The organism is Pseudarthrobacter sp. S6 (assembly GCF_050156575.1).
Lineage (GTDB): Bacteria > Actinomycetota > Actinomycetes > Actinomycetales > Micrococcaceae > Arthrobacter.
In genome coordinates this window covers 4038061-4053914 of record NZ_CP189581.1, presented here as the reverse complement: position 1 = coordinate 4053914, position 15854 = coordinate 4038061, and the positions used below count along the sequence as shown (strand labels likewise).

At 64.8% G+C, this 15854-nt stretch carries 13 protein-coding genes, 1 tRNA gene and 1 pseudogene; 6 read left to right on the top strand and 9 right to left on the bottom strand.

Annotated features, from left to right (window positions below; genetic code table 11):
- Positions 1 to 30 precede the first annotated feature (30 nt).
- The 3 genes and pseudogenes from ACQCS0_RS19460 to ACQCS0_RS19450 all read right to left on the bottom strand — a co-directional run.
- Positions 31 to 624 (bottom strand): annotated as a pseudogene (locus tag ACQCS0_RS19460) (AEC family transporter); the annotation flags it as partial.
- Positions 625 to 675: 51 nt separating this feature from the next.
- On the bottom strand, positions 676 to 1101 hold the full coding sequence (gene panD, locus ACQCS0_RS19455) for an aspartate 1-decarboxylase (RefSeq protein WP_354155170.1): 426 nt from the start codon (positions 1099 to 1101) through the stop codon (positions 676 to 678).
- A 107-nt stretch (positions 1102 to 1208) separates the two neighbouring features.
- Entirely contained in the window at positions 1209 to 2135 is a 927-nt protein-coding gene (locus ACQCS0_RS19450) for a LysR substrate-binding domain-containing protein (RefSeq protein WP_354155169.1), read from the bottom strand.
- A 153-nt stretch (positions 2136 to 2288) separates the two neighbouring features.
- Between ACQCS0_RS19450 and ACQCS0_RS19445 the strand changes: the two genes are divergently transcribed.
- Entirely contained in the window at positions 2289 to 3752 is a 1464-nt protein-coding gene (locus tag ACQCS0_RS19445) for an amino acid permease (RefSeq protein WP_354155168.1), read from the top strand.
- A gap of 303 nt (positions 3753 to 4055) precedes the next feature.
- Entirely contained in the window at positions 4056 to 7574 is a 3519-nt protein-coding gene (locus ACQCS0_RS19440; RefSeq protein WP_354155167.1) for a bifunctional proline dehydrogenase/L-glutamate gamma-semialdehyde dehydrogenase, read from the top strand.
- 152 nt (positions 7575 to 7726) lie between these two features.
- On the opposite strand, the gene ACQCS0_RS19435 is transcribed toward ACQCS0_RS19440, so the two are convergent.
- Positions 7727 to 8044: a hypothetical protein gene (locus tag ACQCS0_RS19435; RefSeq protein WP_354155166.1), complete on the bottom strand. Its 318-nt coding sequence runs from the start codon at positions 8042 to 8044 to the stop codon at positions 7727 to 7729.
- Between the two features lie 157 nt (positions 8045 to 8201).
- The gene (locus tag ACQCS0_RS19430; protein WP_354155165.1) at positions 8202 to 9056 is read right to left on the bottom strand and encodes a LysR substrate-binding domain-containing protein; all 855 of its coding nucleotides are present in this window, start codon (positions 9054 to 9056) and stop codon (positions 8202 to 8204) included.
- Positions 9057 to 9217: 161 nt separating this feature from the next.
- Here ACQCS0_RS19430 and ACQCS0_RS19425 point away from each other — a divergent pair, with 161 nt between their 5' ends.
- Positions 9218 to 10606, top strand: a complete 1389-nt coding sequence (locus ACQCS0_RS19425; protein ID WP_354155164.1) for an MFS transporter — start codon at positions 9218 to 9220, stop codon at positions 10604 to 10606.
- A gap of 94 nt (positions 10607 to 10700) precedes the next feature.
- Here ACQCS0_RS19425 and ACQCS0_RS19420 read toward each other — a convergent pair whose 3' ends face one another.
- The gene (locus ACQCS0_RS19420; protein WP_354155163.1) at positions 10701 to 11855 is read right to left on the bottom strand and encodes a N(5)-(carboxyethyl)ornithine synthase; all 1155 of its coding nucleotides are present in this window, start codon (positions 11853 to 11855) and stop codon (positions 10701 to 10703) included.
- Entirely contained in the window at positions 11852 to 11989 is a 138-nt protein-coding gene (locus tag ACQCS0_RS19415) for a hypothetical protein (RefSeq protein WP_185261864.1), read from the bottom strand. The genes ACQCS0_RS19420 and ACQCS0_RS19415 overlap by 4 nt, the downstream gene beginning before the upstream one ends.
- Positions 11990 to 12129: 140 nt before the next feature.
- Between ACQCS0_RS19415 and ACQCS0_RS19410 the strand changes: the two genes are divergently transcribed.
- Positions 12130 to 12567, top strand: a complete 438-nt coding sequence (locus tag ACQCS0_RS19410) for a hypothetical protein (RefSeq protein WP_354155162.1) — start codon at positions 12130 to 12132, stop codon at positions 12565 to 12567.
- 40 nt (positions 12568 to 12607) lie between these two features.
- Here ACQCS0_RS19410 and ACQCS0_RS19405 read toward each other — a convergent pair.
- Positions 12608 to 12681: transfer RNA gene (locus ACQCS0_RS19405), tRNA-Gly, on the bottom strand.
- 249 nt (positions 12682 to 12930) lie between these two features.
- Between ACQCS0_RS19405 and ACQCS0_RS19400 the strand changes: the two genes are divergently transcribed.
- Positions 12931 to 13374, top strand: a complete 444-nt coding sequence (locus ACQCS0_RS19400) for an SRPBCC family protein (protein WP_354155161.1) — start codon at positions 12931 to 12933, stop codon at positions 13372 to 13374.
- A gap of 3 nt (positions 13375 to 13377) precedes the next feature.
- Here the strand turns inward: ACQCS0_RS19400 and ACQCS0_RS19395 are convergent, their stop codons facing one another.
- Entirely contained in the window at positions 13378 to 15102 is a 1725-nt protein-coding gene (locus tag ACQCS0_RS19395; RefSeq protein WP_354155160.1) for a CAP domain-containing protein, read from the bottom strand.
- Positions 15103 to 15239: 137 nt separating this feature from the next.
- Between ACQCS0_RS19395 and dcd the strand changes: the two genes are divergently transcribed.
- The gene (dcd, locus tag ACQCS0_RS19390; protein ID WP_185261861.1) at positions 15240 to 15815 is read left to right on the top strand and encodes a dCTP deaminase; all 576 of its coding nucleotides are present in this window, start codon (positions 15240 to 15242) and stop codon (positions 15813 to 15815) included.
- Positions 15816 to 15854: the final 39 nt, after the last annotated feature.

Sequence of the window (15854 nt, the reverse complement as noted above, 5' to 3'; positions counted from 1 at the left end):
CCTCGTGGCCAGGTCCGCGAGGATCCGGCCCACCACGGCCGCGAACAACGCCTGGCCTTCGACACCCAAGGCGAAGCGGGCAAAAACGTAGGCAATGGCCGGGTGGACCACAAGTTTGAAGGCATCGGGTTCCGCAGGATCATCAGAATGAATCCCCAGGGCGTGGTGCGGTGCGAGCTGGTGCTGGCGTCCAGGATCATCAGGAAAACCGGCGTGAAGAAGGCCAGCTGGAAGATCAGCAGCGGCGCCACGTAGCTGGCGTCGCCCAGGACGTAGACGGCGATGGGGATGCCAAGGTTCGCGGAGTTGGCCAGGGAGGCGGCCATCGAGGACATCAGCGCTTCCGGCAACGCGCGCTTCAGGACGAACTTCACGATGCTGAAGAAGACAAGGGCGGTGCAGACCGCGGACACCGCCGTGACCAGCAGCGGTTCCGCAAAGACGTCCCCCAGCTGAGCCTTGCTGAGGGTCTCGAAGAGCAGGGCCGGGCTGGCCACAAAGAAAGTCAGGCCGCTGAGGACCTGGTGGGCGTTGTCACCGAGGATCCGTTGGCGGCCCACAAACCAACCAGCCCACCATGATGATGAACCAGACAACAAAGAAGCTCTGCAGCACGCCTACCAAGAAAAGCCTCCGGAGCTGCGGCGGCGGTGCCTGCCCGGACTCACGCTCCGGCTACAGGGCGGCGTTGTTAAGGGCGAACGGCGGGCGCATCAGGCCCGGGGTGTGGCACTCAGCGGGGTCGCTACCGATCTGTGCAATCTTGTTGTCCTTATCCACATGGATGACCTTCGGGGTGTAGGCATGGGCCTCTTCCGCGTTCATCTGGGCATAGGTGATGAGGATGACAATATCGTTCTCGTGCATCAGGTGGGCTGCTGCCCCGTTGATGCCGATGACACCGGAGCCGCGCTCGCCGGCGATGGTGTAGGTCTCCAGGCGCGCACCGTTGGTCACGTCAACGATGGCCACGAGCTCACCGGGAAGGATATCGGCAGCGTCCAGCAGGTCCAGGTCAACGGTGACCGATCCTACGTAGTGCAGGTCGGCGTGTGTGACGGTGGCCCGGTGGATTTTGGACTTGAACATTGTGCGATTCATAACCCGCCCAGTCTAGCGCCGGCTCTCGGATCGCGCTGTGACGTAGTGAACATGGCATCGGAGGCTGTCCGACGGCCCGCCGGGCAAGCGACCTGGCGGGCCGGCACCTACCCGGACGCGCCGCCGTCGTCCGTCGTTGCTACTGAGATGGCGGTGGCTGCCAGCGTCTCGCGGGCGGCGAGAATGGCGGGCCGCTGCGCGCTGGAGCGGCGCACCGACGTGAACACCGTCCTGCGCGGATGCCCCGGCAGATCCAGCAGTCGGGCGGTGGTGCTCCGTCCCGTCCAGACGAGGTCCGGCATCAGCCCCACGGCATTTCCGGACTCAATCAGCCGGATCTGCGCCTGCAGGTCCGCTGTTTCGAAGCGCACATCGGGCTCGAATCCGGCACTCCGGCAGGCCTGCTCCGCCCAGTGCCGGGAGGCTGCGCCGCGGGGCTCCATCACCCAGGGCAGCGCGGCAGTATCTTCGAGCGACGTAATGGGCGGCCGGCTGGAGTCCGCCGGCGGAACGGCCAGCCGGATCGCGTCAGTGGTCAGCTTGATGCGGTCCAGTTCCGGGTACCGCGGGGCGGCGTGGCCCGGATACTGTTCGGCGATGACCAGGTCAAAGTCGCGTGCCCACGTCTCGTGAAGGGCTGTTTCGGGTTCGCGCTGGATCATTTCGATCCGGACCTCCGGATACTCCGCCGTCATCCGCGTGAGCGTGTCCGGCATCAACGCCAGGGCCGCGGACTGGAACACCGCAATACGGACCGTTCCCGTGACAGTGGTCAGCGAGGCCGCCAGGTCCGCCTCCGCCTGCTCCATGGTTTCGAGCAGCTGGGCGGTGTGGGCCACCAGGACTTCGGCCTGGGGCGTCAGCTGCACGCGGCGCCCCGTTTTCCGGAGCAGCTCAACGCCAACTTCCTTTTCCAGCAGGGCCAACTGCTGGGAGACCGACGACGGGCTGTACTGCAGTGCCTCCGCCACCTCCGCCAGGGTGCCCCGGATCTTCAGTTCGCGGAGAAGCCGCAGGCGACGGACATCGAGCATAGCCACATTCCTTGATGAATCTAATGGATATTGGTTAGAAGTAGTCACTTTATCTAACGCAATTGCGATTGCATACTGGTGTACCTGAGTTACCCCTGTCACAGCCTCTTCCGGGGCGCCGCGATGGGGCCGCACCCCACGCAGGAGTACCTGATGAGCCCTAAAGATATGACCCAGTCGATCATGAGACGCAAGCCCATTGACGACATCGAAGAAGAGAATAAACACAGCGGATTGTTCAAGAGCCTCGGGCTCTGGCAGCTGACGGCCATCGGCGTCGGCGGGATCATCGGCGTCGGTATTTTCTCCCTGGCCGGGCTGGTGGCTGCCGGTAGCGGAGACAACCCCGGCGTCGGCCCGGCGGTGCTGTTTTCCTTCCTGATCGCCGGCCTCGCCAGCGCGGCGGCCGCGCTGTCCTACGCGGAATTCGCCGGCATGATCCCTCGGGCGGGCTCGGCCTACACCTACGGTTATGTTGCGCTGGGCGAGGTGATCGGCTGGTTCATCGGCTGGGACCTGCTGCTGGAATACATAGCGATCGTTGCCGTAGTGGCCATTGGCATCTCCGGTTACCTTGAGGCGTTCCTGTCCGGCATCGGCATCCATTTGCCTGTGTGGATGACCTCGACGGCGGATGAGGGCAAGGGCGGCATCGTCAACCTTCCCGCCATCCTGGTCTGCCTGCTGGTGACTTGGATTCTGTCCCGTGGTACTAAAGCATTCGGCCGGTTCGAACTCTTTGCAGTAGCCATCAAGGTTGTCCTGATCCTCTTTATCATCGGGCTCGGCATCTTCTACATCGATACCAACAACTACAACCCGTTTATGCCCAGCGGGTTTGGGCCGGTCCTGGCGGGATCGGCAACAGTGTTCTTTGCGGTGTTTGGCTACGACGCCATGAGTACGGCGGCCGAGGAAGCCACGGACGGCAAGAAGCACATGCCCAAGGCCATCGTCCTGTCCCTGATCATCGCCATGCTTCTGTATGTCGCAGCCACTCTCGTCCTGACCGGCATGCAGAACTACAAGGACATCGACCCCAAGGCCGGCTTCGCTTCCGCGTTCACTGGGGTGGGCCTGCCCGTTATTGCCACCATCATTTCCGTCTTCGCAGTGCTGTCCATCCTCACGGTGATGCTGACCTTCCTCCTTGGTGTCACACGCGTCTGGTTCTCCATGAGCCGCGATGGCCTCTTGCCCGGCTGGTTCGCCAAAACGGACAGGCACGGTACGCCGCAGCGCGTCACCTGGATTGCCGGCGTCTCCTCCGCACTGCTGGCCGGGGTGTTCCCCATCAAGGCTGTCGCGGACCTCACGAACATCGGCATTCTGGCCGCGTTCGTCGTCGTCTGCTTCTCAGTTATCGTGTTCCGCTATAAGAAGCCGGACGCCCCGCGCACCTTCCGCCTGCCGCTGATGCCGGTCATTCCCGCTTTCGGTGTGCTCGCCTCTGCGTTCCTCATGTTCCAGCTGCACTGGGAGACCTGGGCGCGCTTCGTCGTCTGGCTCGTCATTGGCCTGGTCATCTACTTCGGCTACGGCCGCAAGCACTCGCTGATGAACCCTAATAGTCCCCGGCACGAGGAAGCCGTGGAAATGCACCGGCCCCTCGGCTGACCCCGGCCTCCCCGCCCAACCCTCGCTCTTTCACTTTCGGGGCGCGAACGACAAACCCTCTCTCACGTCCTGTGGGGGAGGGTTCGCCCGTTTTCAGGAAGTGAGAGGGGGTTGCCCAAAATCCTTCGTTAAGCGCGAGAGGCTTGCCCAAAATGCGGCTATTTCCTGACCGTTAGGACGGCAATCCAAAGCATCGATTTTTCTAACCTGTATTGCTCAGAAAACGTCGCTTTATCTTACGTGATCGGAAGATCATACTGATGGAAAGAGCCACCTCACCAACGGAAAGAACGAGTGTTAGATATGACCAACATTTCAACGGAGCCCGGCGTCTTCACCGGGAAAACGGCCACCGAACCGGCCGTTGCAGCCACGTCCCACGTGCCCGAAGCCCAGGCCTTGGCCGGGGAAGCAATCGGGCTGGTGCGCCGCTGGTTGACGGAAGCCGCCAAGGTCCCCGTGGATGCCTCCGCTGAACAGCTAGCCGGTGTGCTGAAGGATCCGAACGGCCTGGACTTCACCGTGGGCTTCGTGGACGGCGTGGTCCGCCCGGAGGACCTCCACGTGGCTGCCCGCAACCTCGCCGCATTGGCGCCCATGGTCCCGGCGTTCCTGCCCTGGTACATGCGCAGCGCCGTCCGCCTCGGCGGCACCATGGCCCCGGTCCTTCCTCAGGTAGTCATCCCGATCGCCCGCCGTGTGCTCCGCGAGATGGTGGGCCACCTGATCGTTGACGCCACCGACGCCAAGCTGGGCCCGGCCATCGCCAAGATCCGCAAGGACGGCATCAAGCTCAACGTGAACCTCCTCGGCGAGGCCGTCCTGGGCGAACACGAGGCGTCCCGCCGGCTGGCGGGAACCCACACGCTCCTTGCCCGCCCGGACGTGGACTACGTCTCCATCAAGGTCTCCTCCACCGTAGCCCCGCACTCCGCCTGGGCCTTTGATGAGGCCGTGGAGCACGTCGTTGAGAAGCTCACGCCGCTGTTCGCCAAGGCCGCCTCCTTCGCCGGACCCGGGAAGAACGCCAAGTTCATCAACCTGGACATGGAGGAATACAAGGACCTGGACATGACCATCGCGGTCTTTACCAGGATTTTGGACAAGCCCGAGTTCAAGAACCTCGAGGCCGGAATTGTGCTGCAGGCCTACCTCCCGGATGCCCTCGCCGCCATGATCCGCCTCCAGGGCTGGGCCGCAGAGCGCCGCGCCAACGGCGGCGCTGCCATCAAGGTCCGCGTGGTCAAGGGCGCCAACCTGCCGATGGAACAGGTGGAAGCCTCGCTGCACGACTGGCCGCTGGCCACCTGGCACACTAAGCAGGACTCGGACACCAACTACAAGCGCGTCATCAACTACTCGCTGCACCCGGACCGGATCAGCAACATCCGGATCGGCGTGGCCGGCCACAACCTCTTCGACATCGCGTTCGCCTGGCTGCTCGCCAAGCAGCGTGGCGTGGAATCCGGCATCGAATTTGAGATGCTGCTGGGCATGGCGCAGGGCCAGGCTGAAGCTGTCAAGAAGGACGTCGGATCGCTCCTGCTCTACACCCCCGTGGTGCACCCCGCCGAGTTCGACGTCGCCATCGCCTACCTGATCCGCCGCCTCGAAGAGGGCGCCAGCCAGGACAACTTCATGTCTGCGGTGTTCGAACTCAGCGAGAACGAATCCCTTTTCGAGCGTGAGAAGCAGCGCTTCCTCGCCTCCCTCGCCGCGCTCGACGGCGAGGTCCCGGGCCCGAACCGCCGGCAGAACCGCGCCCTCCCGGCCGCGCCGATGCCGCACGACTCGTTCGAGAATACCGCGGACACCGATCCGTCGCTGCCCGCCAACCGCGATTGGGGCCGTGCCATCCTGGGCCGAGTGGCAGGCTCCATGCTGGGCAACGCCGCCGTCGAGGCCGCCACGATCAACGACGAGACGACCCTGAACGCCGTCATCGCCACCGCCGTCGAGAAGGGCAAGGCCTGGGGTGCCCTGACCGGCGACGAGCGCGCCAGGATACTGCACCGCGCCGGCGACGTCCTCGAAGCCCGCCGCGCCGACCTCCTGGAGGTCATGGCCAGCGAAACCGGCAAAACCATCGACCAGGGCGATCCGGAGGTCAGCGAAGCTGTGGACTTTGCCCACTACTACGCCGAGTCCGCCCGGAAGCTGGAAAAGGTCGACGGCGCCACGTTCGTCCCGGCCAAGCTCACCGTGGTGACCCCGCCGTGGAACTTCCCGGTCGCCATCCCGGCAGGGTCCACCCTCGCGGCACTCGCCGCCGGCTCCGCCGTCGTGATCAAACCCGCCAAGCAGGCCCGCCGCAGCGGTGCCGTGATGGTCGAGGCACTGTGGGAAGCCGGCGTCCCGCGCGACGTGCTGACCATGGTCCAGCTCGGCGAGCGTGAGCTCGGTCAGCAGCTGATCTCGCACTCCGCCGTGGACCGCGTGATCCTCACCGGCGGCTACGAGACCGCCGAGCTGTTCCGCTCCTTCCGCAAGGACTTGCCGCTGCTGGCCGAGACGAGCGGCAAGAACGCCATCATCGTCACGCCGAGTGCGGACCTGGACCTGGCCGCGAAGGACGTCGCGTATTCCGCGTTCGGGCACGCCGGCCAGAAGTGCTCCGCCGCGTCCTTGGTGATCCTGGTGGGCACTGTTGCTAAATCGAAGCGGTTCCATAACCAGCTGGTTGATGCCGTCACCTCGCTGAAGGTGGGCTACCCGCAGGACCCCACCAGCCAGATGGGCCCCATCATCGAGCCCGCAAACGGCAAGCTGCTCAACGCCCTCACCACCCTCGGCGAGGGCGAAACCTGGGCTGTGGAACCGTGCAAGCTGGACGAAACGGGCCGTCTCTGGAGCCCGGGCGTGCGCTACGGCGTGCGCCGCGGGACCTACTTCCACCTCACTGAATTCTTCGGACCGGTCCTGGGCGTCATGACCGCTGACACGCTGGAGGAGGCCATCGAGATCCAGAACCAGGTGGAGTACGGCCTCACCGCCGGCTTGCACGCGCTGGACCCGGACGAGCTCGGCACCTGGCTGGACTCTATCCAGGCCGGAAACCTCTATGTGAACCGCGGCATCACCGGCGCCATCGTGCAGCGCCAGCCGTTCGGCGGCTGGAAGAAATCCGCCGTCGGGGCCGGGACCAAAGCCGGTGGGCCGAACTACCTTGCCGGCCTCGGTGACTGGACCAGCACAGCCAGCACTGCTGACGCCCCGATCACCAACGCCGGCGTTGGCCGTATCCTGAACGCCGCCGCAGGCGCCCTGCAGCCGGGCGAACTCGGGACGCTGCAACGTTCCCTGGCCTCCGACGCACAGGCCTGGGCCGATGAGTTCGGCAACGCCAAGGACGTTTCCGGGATCAATGCGGAGCGGAACATCTTCCGCTATCGGGCGCTGCCGGTCACCGTGCGGCTCTCCGAGGGTGCCCCGCTGGCCCACCTGGCGCGGACCGTGGCGGCCGGCGTACTGGCCGGTTCGGCCCTCACGGTTTCCGCCGCCGTCGAACTTCCCGCCCAGCTGCGTGCCGTATTCACCGGGCTGGACATCAACGTCACCGTAGAGTCCGACGCCGGCTGGCTGGCTTCGGCGGCACGCCTTGCCGCTGCGGGCAAACTGTCAGGGGCGCGGATCCGCCTGATCCGCGGTGACGCCACCGCCCTCGCCGAGGCCACGGACGGGCGTCCGGACCTGGCGATCTACGCCCACGCGGTCACCGAGGCCGGACGGGTGGAGCTGTTGCCGTTCTTGCACGAGCAGGCCATCAGCATCACGGCCCACCGGTTCGGCACCCCGAACCACCTCTCGGCGTCGCTGATCTAGGGCTGGTCCAGGCCGGATCCCGGGCGGACTAAGACCCGACAAACACGAAAAGGCCCGGTGGCCGCTTTTGGGCGGTTGCCGGGCCTTCGCTGGTGAAGGGTTGAGTGATGATCAGGTGGCTGCGCCGGGGCGAGCCTGGAGACCGTTGGTAATTAGCCCAGATACCAGCCTGGGGGAGTCCACGATGCAGGAACATTGTGGGCGGAGAAATTTTCGCAACGGGTGCAGGTGTAGGCGACTTCGCCCAGTGTCCTGACCGCCCCGTCACGCCGGTACACCGGCGGAATGTAGGACTCGAGGTAAATGAACTCATCCGTGCCGCACTTGTCGCATGTAGGCTTGCCGATGTACTCGGCGGCCCGGGAAATGCCGGTGTTGTGGCTGGAATGATGGGTGACCAGCGGCCGTGCAGTGCTGTGCCGCTGGGGGGTATATACCGTATGTAAATGGGTATTCTCGGCTGTCGTCATTGGCTGCCTATCCCGAGTGCGTCCGCATCATGGGCTACAGGGCGCACTCGTAGTGTTGAACCGGCCACTGCTTGACCCCATGGATAATCCAGCATAGAGGAGGCGGACTTTTACTTCAATGGTTCGTTTCCAGCCCTGAATCCTGCGGCCAATTCGGTCAGACCGACTTTTTGAGCGTCCGTCCGAGGATGGCCTGCGTCAGCGCATCAATCACCTCGGCGTTGGCCAGCGGGTTGCGGATGAGGGTGAAATCGACGTCGCCCACCGGTGGCAGGTCGAACCGGCGGGTGATGATTTTCAGGTCTTCGGGAACCAGCGACGTCGGCATCACGGCAACGCCGATGCCTGCCCGGAGTGCCGCCAGGACGCCGCTGATCTGCCGGGTGGTGCACGTGATCCGCCAGGTCCGGCCGCTTGATTCCAGCGCATCGATGGCCAGTTTCCGGCTAAGGCTGGGGGAGGGGTAGGCGATCAGAGGGACGGGATCCCCGGGCTCCAGGGACGTCTGGTCCAGTCCCACCCAGGAAAAGGTGTCGTGCTGGACCACTGTGCCGTCCTTGACGCCGGCCACCCACTTCACAAACACCAGGTCCAGCTGGCCCGCGTTGAGTTTCTTGTACAGCTGGTCGCTCTGGCCAACGGTGAGCTCCAGGTTGATCTGTGGATAGACCTGCCGGAACTCACGAAGGATCCGGGGGAGGCCGGTGATGGCCAGGTCATCTGCCGTGCCGAAACGCAGCCTACCCCGCATGGCCGAGCCGGAGAAGTACCGGGTGGCGGCATCGTGGGCCGCAAGGATGGTGCGTGCGAAGCCGGCCATCGCGTCCCCGTTGTCCGTGAGCCGGACATCGCGCGTGTCCCTGCTGACGAGGATGCGTTTGGCGGCCGTCTCCAGCTTGCGGACGTGCTGGCTGACTGTGGGCTGTGCCAGGCCCAGGCGTTCCGCTGCCTTGGTGAAACTGAGCGTCTCGGCCACAGCAAGGAAGGAGCGGAGCTGGGCGGGTTCGAACACGATGGACTCCTTGGCTGCCGGGCCGGCTGTTCACCCACGTCAGAGTGGGAGACATTACGTTTTGTAATGGTAGTTATAGACGCGATAGGGCTACATAATCACCTGGGACCAGCCTAGCGTGGGAAGCATCCCAGTCCGCCCGCTTCCCTGAGGACATCCCTGTGGCACCCCCACCGCCAACGTCGGCAACCGTCAGCCAGCCCGTCATCGACTCCGCCTCCGCGTCCGCCTCCGCCGCTTCCATCCAAACCCAACCCATCGCCGTCGTCAGTGAACACCTTCCCTGGCGGCACACGTTTATCTCCCTGCGGGTCCCCAATTTCCGCATCTTCGCGATCGGGCACTTTGTCGCGGTCATCGCCCTCTGGATGCAGCGGATCGCCCAGGACTGGCTGGTGCTGGAACTGTCCGGTTCCGTCACCGCCGTGGGCATCACGGTGGCTCTGCAGTTCATGCCGTCGCTGCTTCTGGGTCCCTGGGGCGGCATGATGGCGGACCGGTTCGCCAAGCGCAGGATCCTCATCCTTTGCCAGAGCTTGGCCGCGGTGCTCGCGGCGGCACTCGCGGTGCTTGCCCTGACCGGCGTCATCGAAGTGTGGCACGTCTACGTCATCGCGCTGCTGCTGGGCCTGGTCACGGTACTGGATCAGCCCGCCCGCCAAGTGTTCGTCAACGAGCTGGTAGGTCCCAGGTACCTGCGAAACGCCATCAGCGTCAACTCCACCACGTTCCAACTGGGCGGCCTGATCGGCCCGGCGCTGGCTGGACTGCTGCTCACTGCCGTCGGCGCAGGCTGGGCCTTCGCCGCGAATGCGCTGGCGTGCTGCTCCACGGTCACCATGCTGCTGCTCCTGCGCAAGGACCAGCTGTTCCTCAGCGCTCCCGCCCCCAAGAAAAAGGGCATGCTGCGTGAGGGGCTGCAGTACGCGCTCAGCAAACCCAGCATCTACTGGCCGTGGCTGATGGCCGGCTTCATCTCCGTCTTCGCCATGAGCCTGCCCGTCCTGCTCGCCGCCTTCGCGGACCACGTGTACGACGTCGGTGCCGGCGGCTATGGCCTGCTGAACGCACTGGTGGCACTCGGAGCGTTGGCCGGTGCTGTCGCGTCCACCCGGCGCCGCCAGCTGCGGCTCCGCTCCGTGGTGTTCTGCGCCGGAATGTACGGCCTGATGCTGTGCCTGGCCGCGCTGGCGCCGTCCATGGCGTGGTTCAGCGTGGTGATGGTCCTGTCCGGATTCTGGTGCCTGATGTTCCTGACCGGTTCAAACCAGCTGGTCCAGATCAGCTCCAACATGGGCATCCGGGGCCGGGTCATGAGCCTGTACATCATGGTGCTGATCGGCGGCCAGGCCATCGGCGGGCCCATGCTCGGCTGGATCGCGGAGCACGTGGACCCGCACGTGGCACTCATGGTCTCCGGCGGGGTGCCGGCGCTCGCCGCGGCGACTGTCGGCGTCGTTCTGGCCCGAAAGGGCGCGCTGGCACTCAGGGTGGACCTTAAGGACCGCCGCCACCCGCTGCGGATCATCAGCCGTGAGGCTGCCGCGTAAGAATCCTGCGTAAGAAGCCAGGCGTAGAAGGCCTGAATTTAAAGGGCCGAGCCTCAGGGGCCGCGGTGTAGGCGCAGCGGCCCCTTAGCGCCGCCTAGGCGGGCAGGTGCGGGTACTCGGCTTCGCGCCGCTGGAACTCCAGTACGTCCTTGTTGAGGACCACGCCCTCGCGGATTTCGATGGCGCGGGAAATGGTTTCGTCCCCGTCCCACTCGGCGGGGCCGCCGATGACCGTCTCAAGGAACGGCAGCAGGGCCTGGCTGATCTCCCAACTGGAGGAATTCCAGAGGTAGGACGGGCTGTGGTCCACCGCGTAGTAGTTGATGTGGTCGCCGATGGTGAACATCGGTTCGGCGAACGTGGTGGAGCGGGCCCAGCTGAAGCCCATGCCCTCGTCGCAGGACACATCGACCACAAGGCTGCCCGGGCTGAACGCCGAGAGATCCTCAGTCCGCAGGTACGTCAGCGGATTGTTCGGGTCCTGCAGCGTGCAGTTGACCACGATGTCGCTTTCGGCCAGGAACGGCGCCAGCGGAACCCGGCCCCGCTCCGTGATGACCTGGCTGAGGAAGGGGGCCTTGTCGTCGTGATCAAACTGGACGATGTTGACCGAGTGGATCGGGGCGCCAACCGCGGCGACTCCCCGGTTGGTGAGCACCTGGACATCGTGGATGCCGTGCGCGTTCAGCGCGGTCACGGCGCCGCGGGCGGTGGCACCGAAGCCAATCACCACGGCACTGAGCCGGCGGCCGTAGTCCCCGGTGGATCCGGTGAGCGAGAGCGCGTGAAGTACGGAGCAGTACCCGGCCAGCTCGTTGTTCTTGTGGAACACGTGAAGCCCAAAACCGCCGTCACTCGCCCAGTGGTTCATCGCTTCGAAGGCAATGAGCGTGAGCTTCTTGTCGATGGCCAGTTGCGTGATGGCACGGTCCTGGACACAGTGCGGCCAGCCCCAGAGGATCTGGCCGTCCCGCAGTTCCGCGAGATCCTCCGGCTGCGGCTTGGGCAGGAGGACGACGTCGGCCTCCGCCAGCAGCGATTCCTTGGTGGCCATTTTGCCCACCAAGGTTCCGAGGTGGTCATCCGAGACGCCGAAGCGCTCGCCGTAGCCCTGCTCCAGGATGATGCGCTGGCGTAGTTCCGGCGCGATCCGCTCGAAATGCAGGGGGTGGATGGGGAGGCGGCGTTCGTCCGGTTTCCGCGTGGAGGCCAGGACGCCCAGGGTCAGGTGGCTCTGTTTGCCACTCACTTCTTTTTTGCGGCCTTGGACGTAACGTCCAGGGAGGTGGCCGGGGCTCCGGCGGCCCGCTTGTCGGCACGCTTTTCCTTGATGGACTTGCCGGCTTTTTTGGATGCTGCTTGACGCGGGGACTTGTCAGCCATGATTGCTCCTGTAGCGGAACCGAAGAGGTTCCTGACTTCTGACGATACACGGCAGGGCCTAACGGCCACCGGAGGATGACCGGACAAAAGTTCGAACCGACCCGCCGGCGCGCCAAGCATTGTGCCCGAGGGTTCCCGGTGTGAAAATAGCGCTCTGGGCACTGTGCCGGGCAGGCCTGCGGAAGTACGGGTACAGCATCATGGGAACCATCACGATTGAGAGTACGGTCCTTGTCGCCTGTGGCCGGCCGGAGGTCTACGCGTTCTGCGTGGACGTCCAGGCCCGCTCGGCAGTTACCGGCCAGGAGGGCGTGGTGCTCCATGTCGACAACCTGGTGGCGGACCGTTCCTGGACCGAAACGCACCAAACCCGTACGGAAACCATCACCTGTTCGTACGTGGTGTATCCCGTGGCGGACAGCACCCGGCTGACCGTGACTGCGCAGTACGTTCCCAAAGGAATCGGGCACATGTTTTCCGGGGTCAAGGAGGGCGCCTATCGGAAACAGGAGGCGGCCAGGCTTGCGACGCTGAAGAAGGCCGTGGAACGGGACATCAGGAAGGCCCGGAGCAGCTAGAACTCGCTGCGGCGCGGCGAAAACCATGATTCGAAGATTGTGGAGCGGCTGACGGGAATCGGACCCGCGTATCAAGCTTGGGAAGCTAGCGCTCTACCATTGAGCTACAGCCGCATCGCCCCGTTTTGAGCGGGGCAGAACTTAGCTTAGCGCAGATGCGATCCAGCGTCCGCAACCGTGGCCGCGCACCGCGTGCGTGTCCACCGGGATGGGCGCTACCCGCCGCGTCATCCAGTAACTCTTCAATAACGGCGCCATCGGTGGCTAGGTCCGGGACGGGCCGAGTGGCTACTCTGAACCCGTTAGCTGCGGTGTCATGGGGGTGGTGCGGGCTACCACCGACCGCGCTAACTAAGGACTCCCATGGCATTTGCAGAGCACGAGGTGCTTATCCGGTGCGACGCAATGAGTGTGTACACGTTCCTGGTGGACGGCATGAACCTTCCGCAATGGCGCAGGGGCATCCGCAGCATCAGCTTGGTGTCCGGTGCCGCCGGGACCAAGGGAGCCGTCTACCGCCAGGCCACCACGGGCCGGTCAGGCCGGACCGTCTCCGCCGACTTTGAAATAACGCAGGCCAGGCCTGGCGCCGAGATCCAGTTCCGGGTGATCTCCGGACCGTCGCAGCACTCCGGCGGCTACTACCTCAGCACCGAACCGGCCGGCACAAGGGTCAGATTCGCCCTCGAATACCAGCCCAAGAGCCTCCTGGGCCTGATGAACACCCGCATCCAGCGCGCCATCAAGGCCGAAGTGTCCCAGCTCGCGCGGCTCAAGGATGTCCTGGAAGTGCGGTCGGCGGCCTAAGGGCTACTGCGCCAGCCGCTGGCCTGCCCAGCTTCCGGTGATGTTCGACGGCGACGCCAGCGTTCCGGTGCTCAGGTTCCAGTACTGCACCACGTCATTGGCCCGGCGCAGTGCCACCCCCGTGGAGTTCAGGGCTGTCACGTCACGCAGCGGACGGATTCCCGTGACATCGGTCCAGCCGGTGATGACGGTAAGGCGGGCTTCGGCGCGTGGCACCGGAGTGCCAGCTCCGCGGTAAAGCAGCACACCGCCGTCTGACTTTATGGCCAGGAGATCCTGGAAACCGTCGGCGTCATAATCCACCATGGCGAGCTTCCTGGCCGATACGCCGGTGGCAATCTGGGTGCGCGTGGACATGTCGGCCAGGCCCACGTTCGGATAGAGGAACACGGTGCCGGCGGTATCCAGGGCCACCAGCTGGGGAAGCCGGTTGTTGGCACACCAGCCGCCCACGGCCAGCGTCATGGTTTCCCAGCCGCCTGAGCCCAGCGTGAACGAGGATTGGAACCCCCCGGTGGCGATCCCCCGGTGCAGCGTCAGCCGGCCGTCGTTCCACTGGGTCAGGAGGTCATAGGCGCCGTCGCGGTCCCAGTCCGTGGTGAACACCTCCTTGGCCGTTCCGAATCCGGAACCGATGACCTTGGCAGCACCAAAGGTCCCGTTCCCTGTGGAGGGGCGGTTGATGAGCTGGCCTGAGGCGTTGATGGTCACCAGATCAGCTGCACTGTTCATGGCGGCGCTGGTCAGGTCCAGGGTGGGCGGCATGTGTTTGACGGCGGGATCGCACAGGGTTGGCGCTGGGGCGGGGAACGCGCCCCCGCCGGCGGAGCTGCCTCCGGGGGAGGTGACTGTGCCGGCGGGGAGGGTGGTGTAGCCGAAGAAGTTCACCACGCCCCAGATGGTGTACTGGCTGTTCGTGTAGGAGATCCCAGCGCCCATGACGTTGAACCGCGGATCGAGCAGCATGGCGTTGTGGCCTGGCGAGTTTTTCCACCACTCCACTAGCTGTGCCGCGTTGCGGTCCGTGCGGATGGCAATGACCTCACCCGCGCCGTTGTTGGGGTTCAGGGCGCGGGGGTCGGTCCAGAAGCTGGCGCGGTGTTCAATGACTTCGCGGGATGCGATGCTGTCGGACCACTCCTGCGACATGCCGGCGACCGTGGGGTGGTACTTGACCGGGGCCAGGCTATTGGCCACCCGGTACTTATTGATTTCGTTGAAAACCGTGAGGATGGCGCCCGTGTTGCTGTCCGGCACCAAGGCCTCGGTGCCAAGCGATCCGGGAGTGAGGGACTCGGTTGCGGGGACCGGGGGGGCTAGAGCCTGCAGCGTGGAAGTCCCGGTTGTGTTGTTGGCAAGTTCAGAGTCGGGGGCCCAAAGCGGTGGGATGGAAGGCGGCTCGGGCGCGATTGCTTCGGTGGCGGTGGTCACGGGTGCAGCCGCTGCCGCAGCGATCGCCGTTGCGGCGAGTTCTCCGGCGGGCGAGGCCGGTGTGATCACCGGTTCCACGGCTGGGGCGAGTAGGGAACCGGTGCCGGTTCCAACGTCGGGTGCGCCGCCGTCGTCCGCTGTTCCCGCCGGGCCCAACGTGACCGTGCGCGGCCCCAGGGCACCCACCTGGACTGACGGACCATCCACTGGTGGGCCGGAATACATGCCGGCGGCCGGGGACACCAGCGAGAGCGCACATAGCATCGCCACAACGGCGGGCGCCGCAAATTTATTCAAAACCAACCCCAGATCAGTTCAGTTGTACCAACCGGGAGACCATCCGGCGGTGTCATTCTGAGGCAACATTAGCCCCAGTAGGCAACAGCAACAACGAAAAAGTGTGCGCTGTGGACAACACATAGTAATTTGGGACGGTGCTGATCTCTGACCGCGACATTCGTGCCGAACTAAACTCCCAACGGATCGTCCTCGAACCGTACGATCCCGAGATGGTCCAGCCGTCGTCCGTGGACGTCCGGATCGACCGGTTTTTCCGACTCTTCGACAACCACAAGTACGCGCATATCGATCCAGCGGAAGAGCAGCCTGAGCTGACCCGGCTGGTGGAAGTGGAGAGCGGAGAGCCGTTCATCCTGCACCCCGGCGAGTTTGTGCTGGGCTCCACCTACGAGACTGTCACGCTGCCTGACGATATTGCTGCGCGGCTGGAAGGCAAATCCTCGCTGGGCCGCCTGGGCCTGCTGACCCACTCCACCGCAGGGTTTATTGATCCGGGATTTTCCGGCCACGTCACGCTGGAGCTCTCCAACATGGCCACGCTGCCCATCAAGCTCTGGCCCGGCATGAAGATCGGCCAGCTGTGTTTCTTCCGGCTGACCTCTGCAGCTGAGTTCCCATACGGCTCGGGCGAATACGGCAACCGCTACCAGGGCCAGCGCGGGCCAACAGCCAGCCGCAGCCACCTGAACTTCCACCGCACCGAGGTCTGAGCCGCTTCAGCGAGGGGTTGGCGAGGGGTGAGAACACCC

Coding starts and splice junctions, on each gene's coding strand:
- ACQCS0_RS19435 (WP_354155166.1), bottom strand. CDS start 8,044: ATGACGACAGCCGAGAATACCCATTTACATACGGTATATACCCCCCAG.
- ACQCS0_RS19415 (WP_185261864.1), bottom strand. CDS start 11,989: ATGGCTGACAAGTCCCCGCGTCAAGCAGCATCCAAAAAAGCCGGCAAG.
- ACQCS0_RS19440 (WP_354155167.1), top strand. CDS start 4,056: ATGACCAACATTTCAACGGAGCCCGGCGTCTTCACCGGGAAAACGGCC.
- ACQCS0_RS19445 (WP_354155168.1), top strand. CDS start 2,289: ATGAGCCCTAAAGATATGACCCAGTCGATCATGAGACGCAAGCCCATT.
- ACQCS0_RS19400 (WP_354155161.1), top strand. CDS start 12,931: ATGGCATTTGCAGAGCACGAGGTGCTTATCCGGTGCGACGCAATGAGT.
- ACQCS0_RS19450 (WP_354155169.1), bottom strand. CDS start 2,135: ATGCTCGATGTCCGTCGCCTGCGGCTTCTCCGCGAACTGAAGATCCGG.
- panD (WP_354155170.1), bottom strand. CDS start 1,101: ATGAATCGCACAATGTTCAAGTCCAAAATCCACCGGGCCACCGTCACA.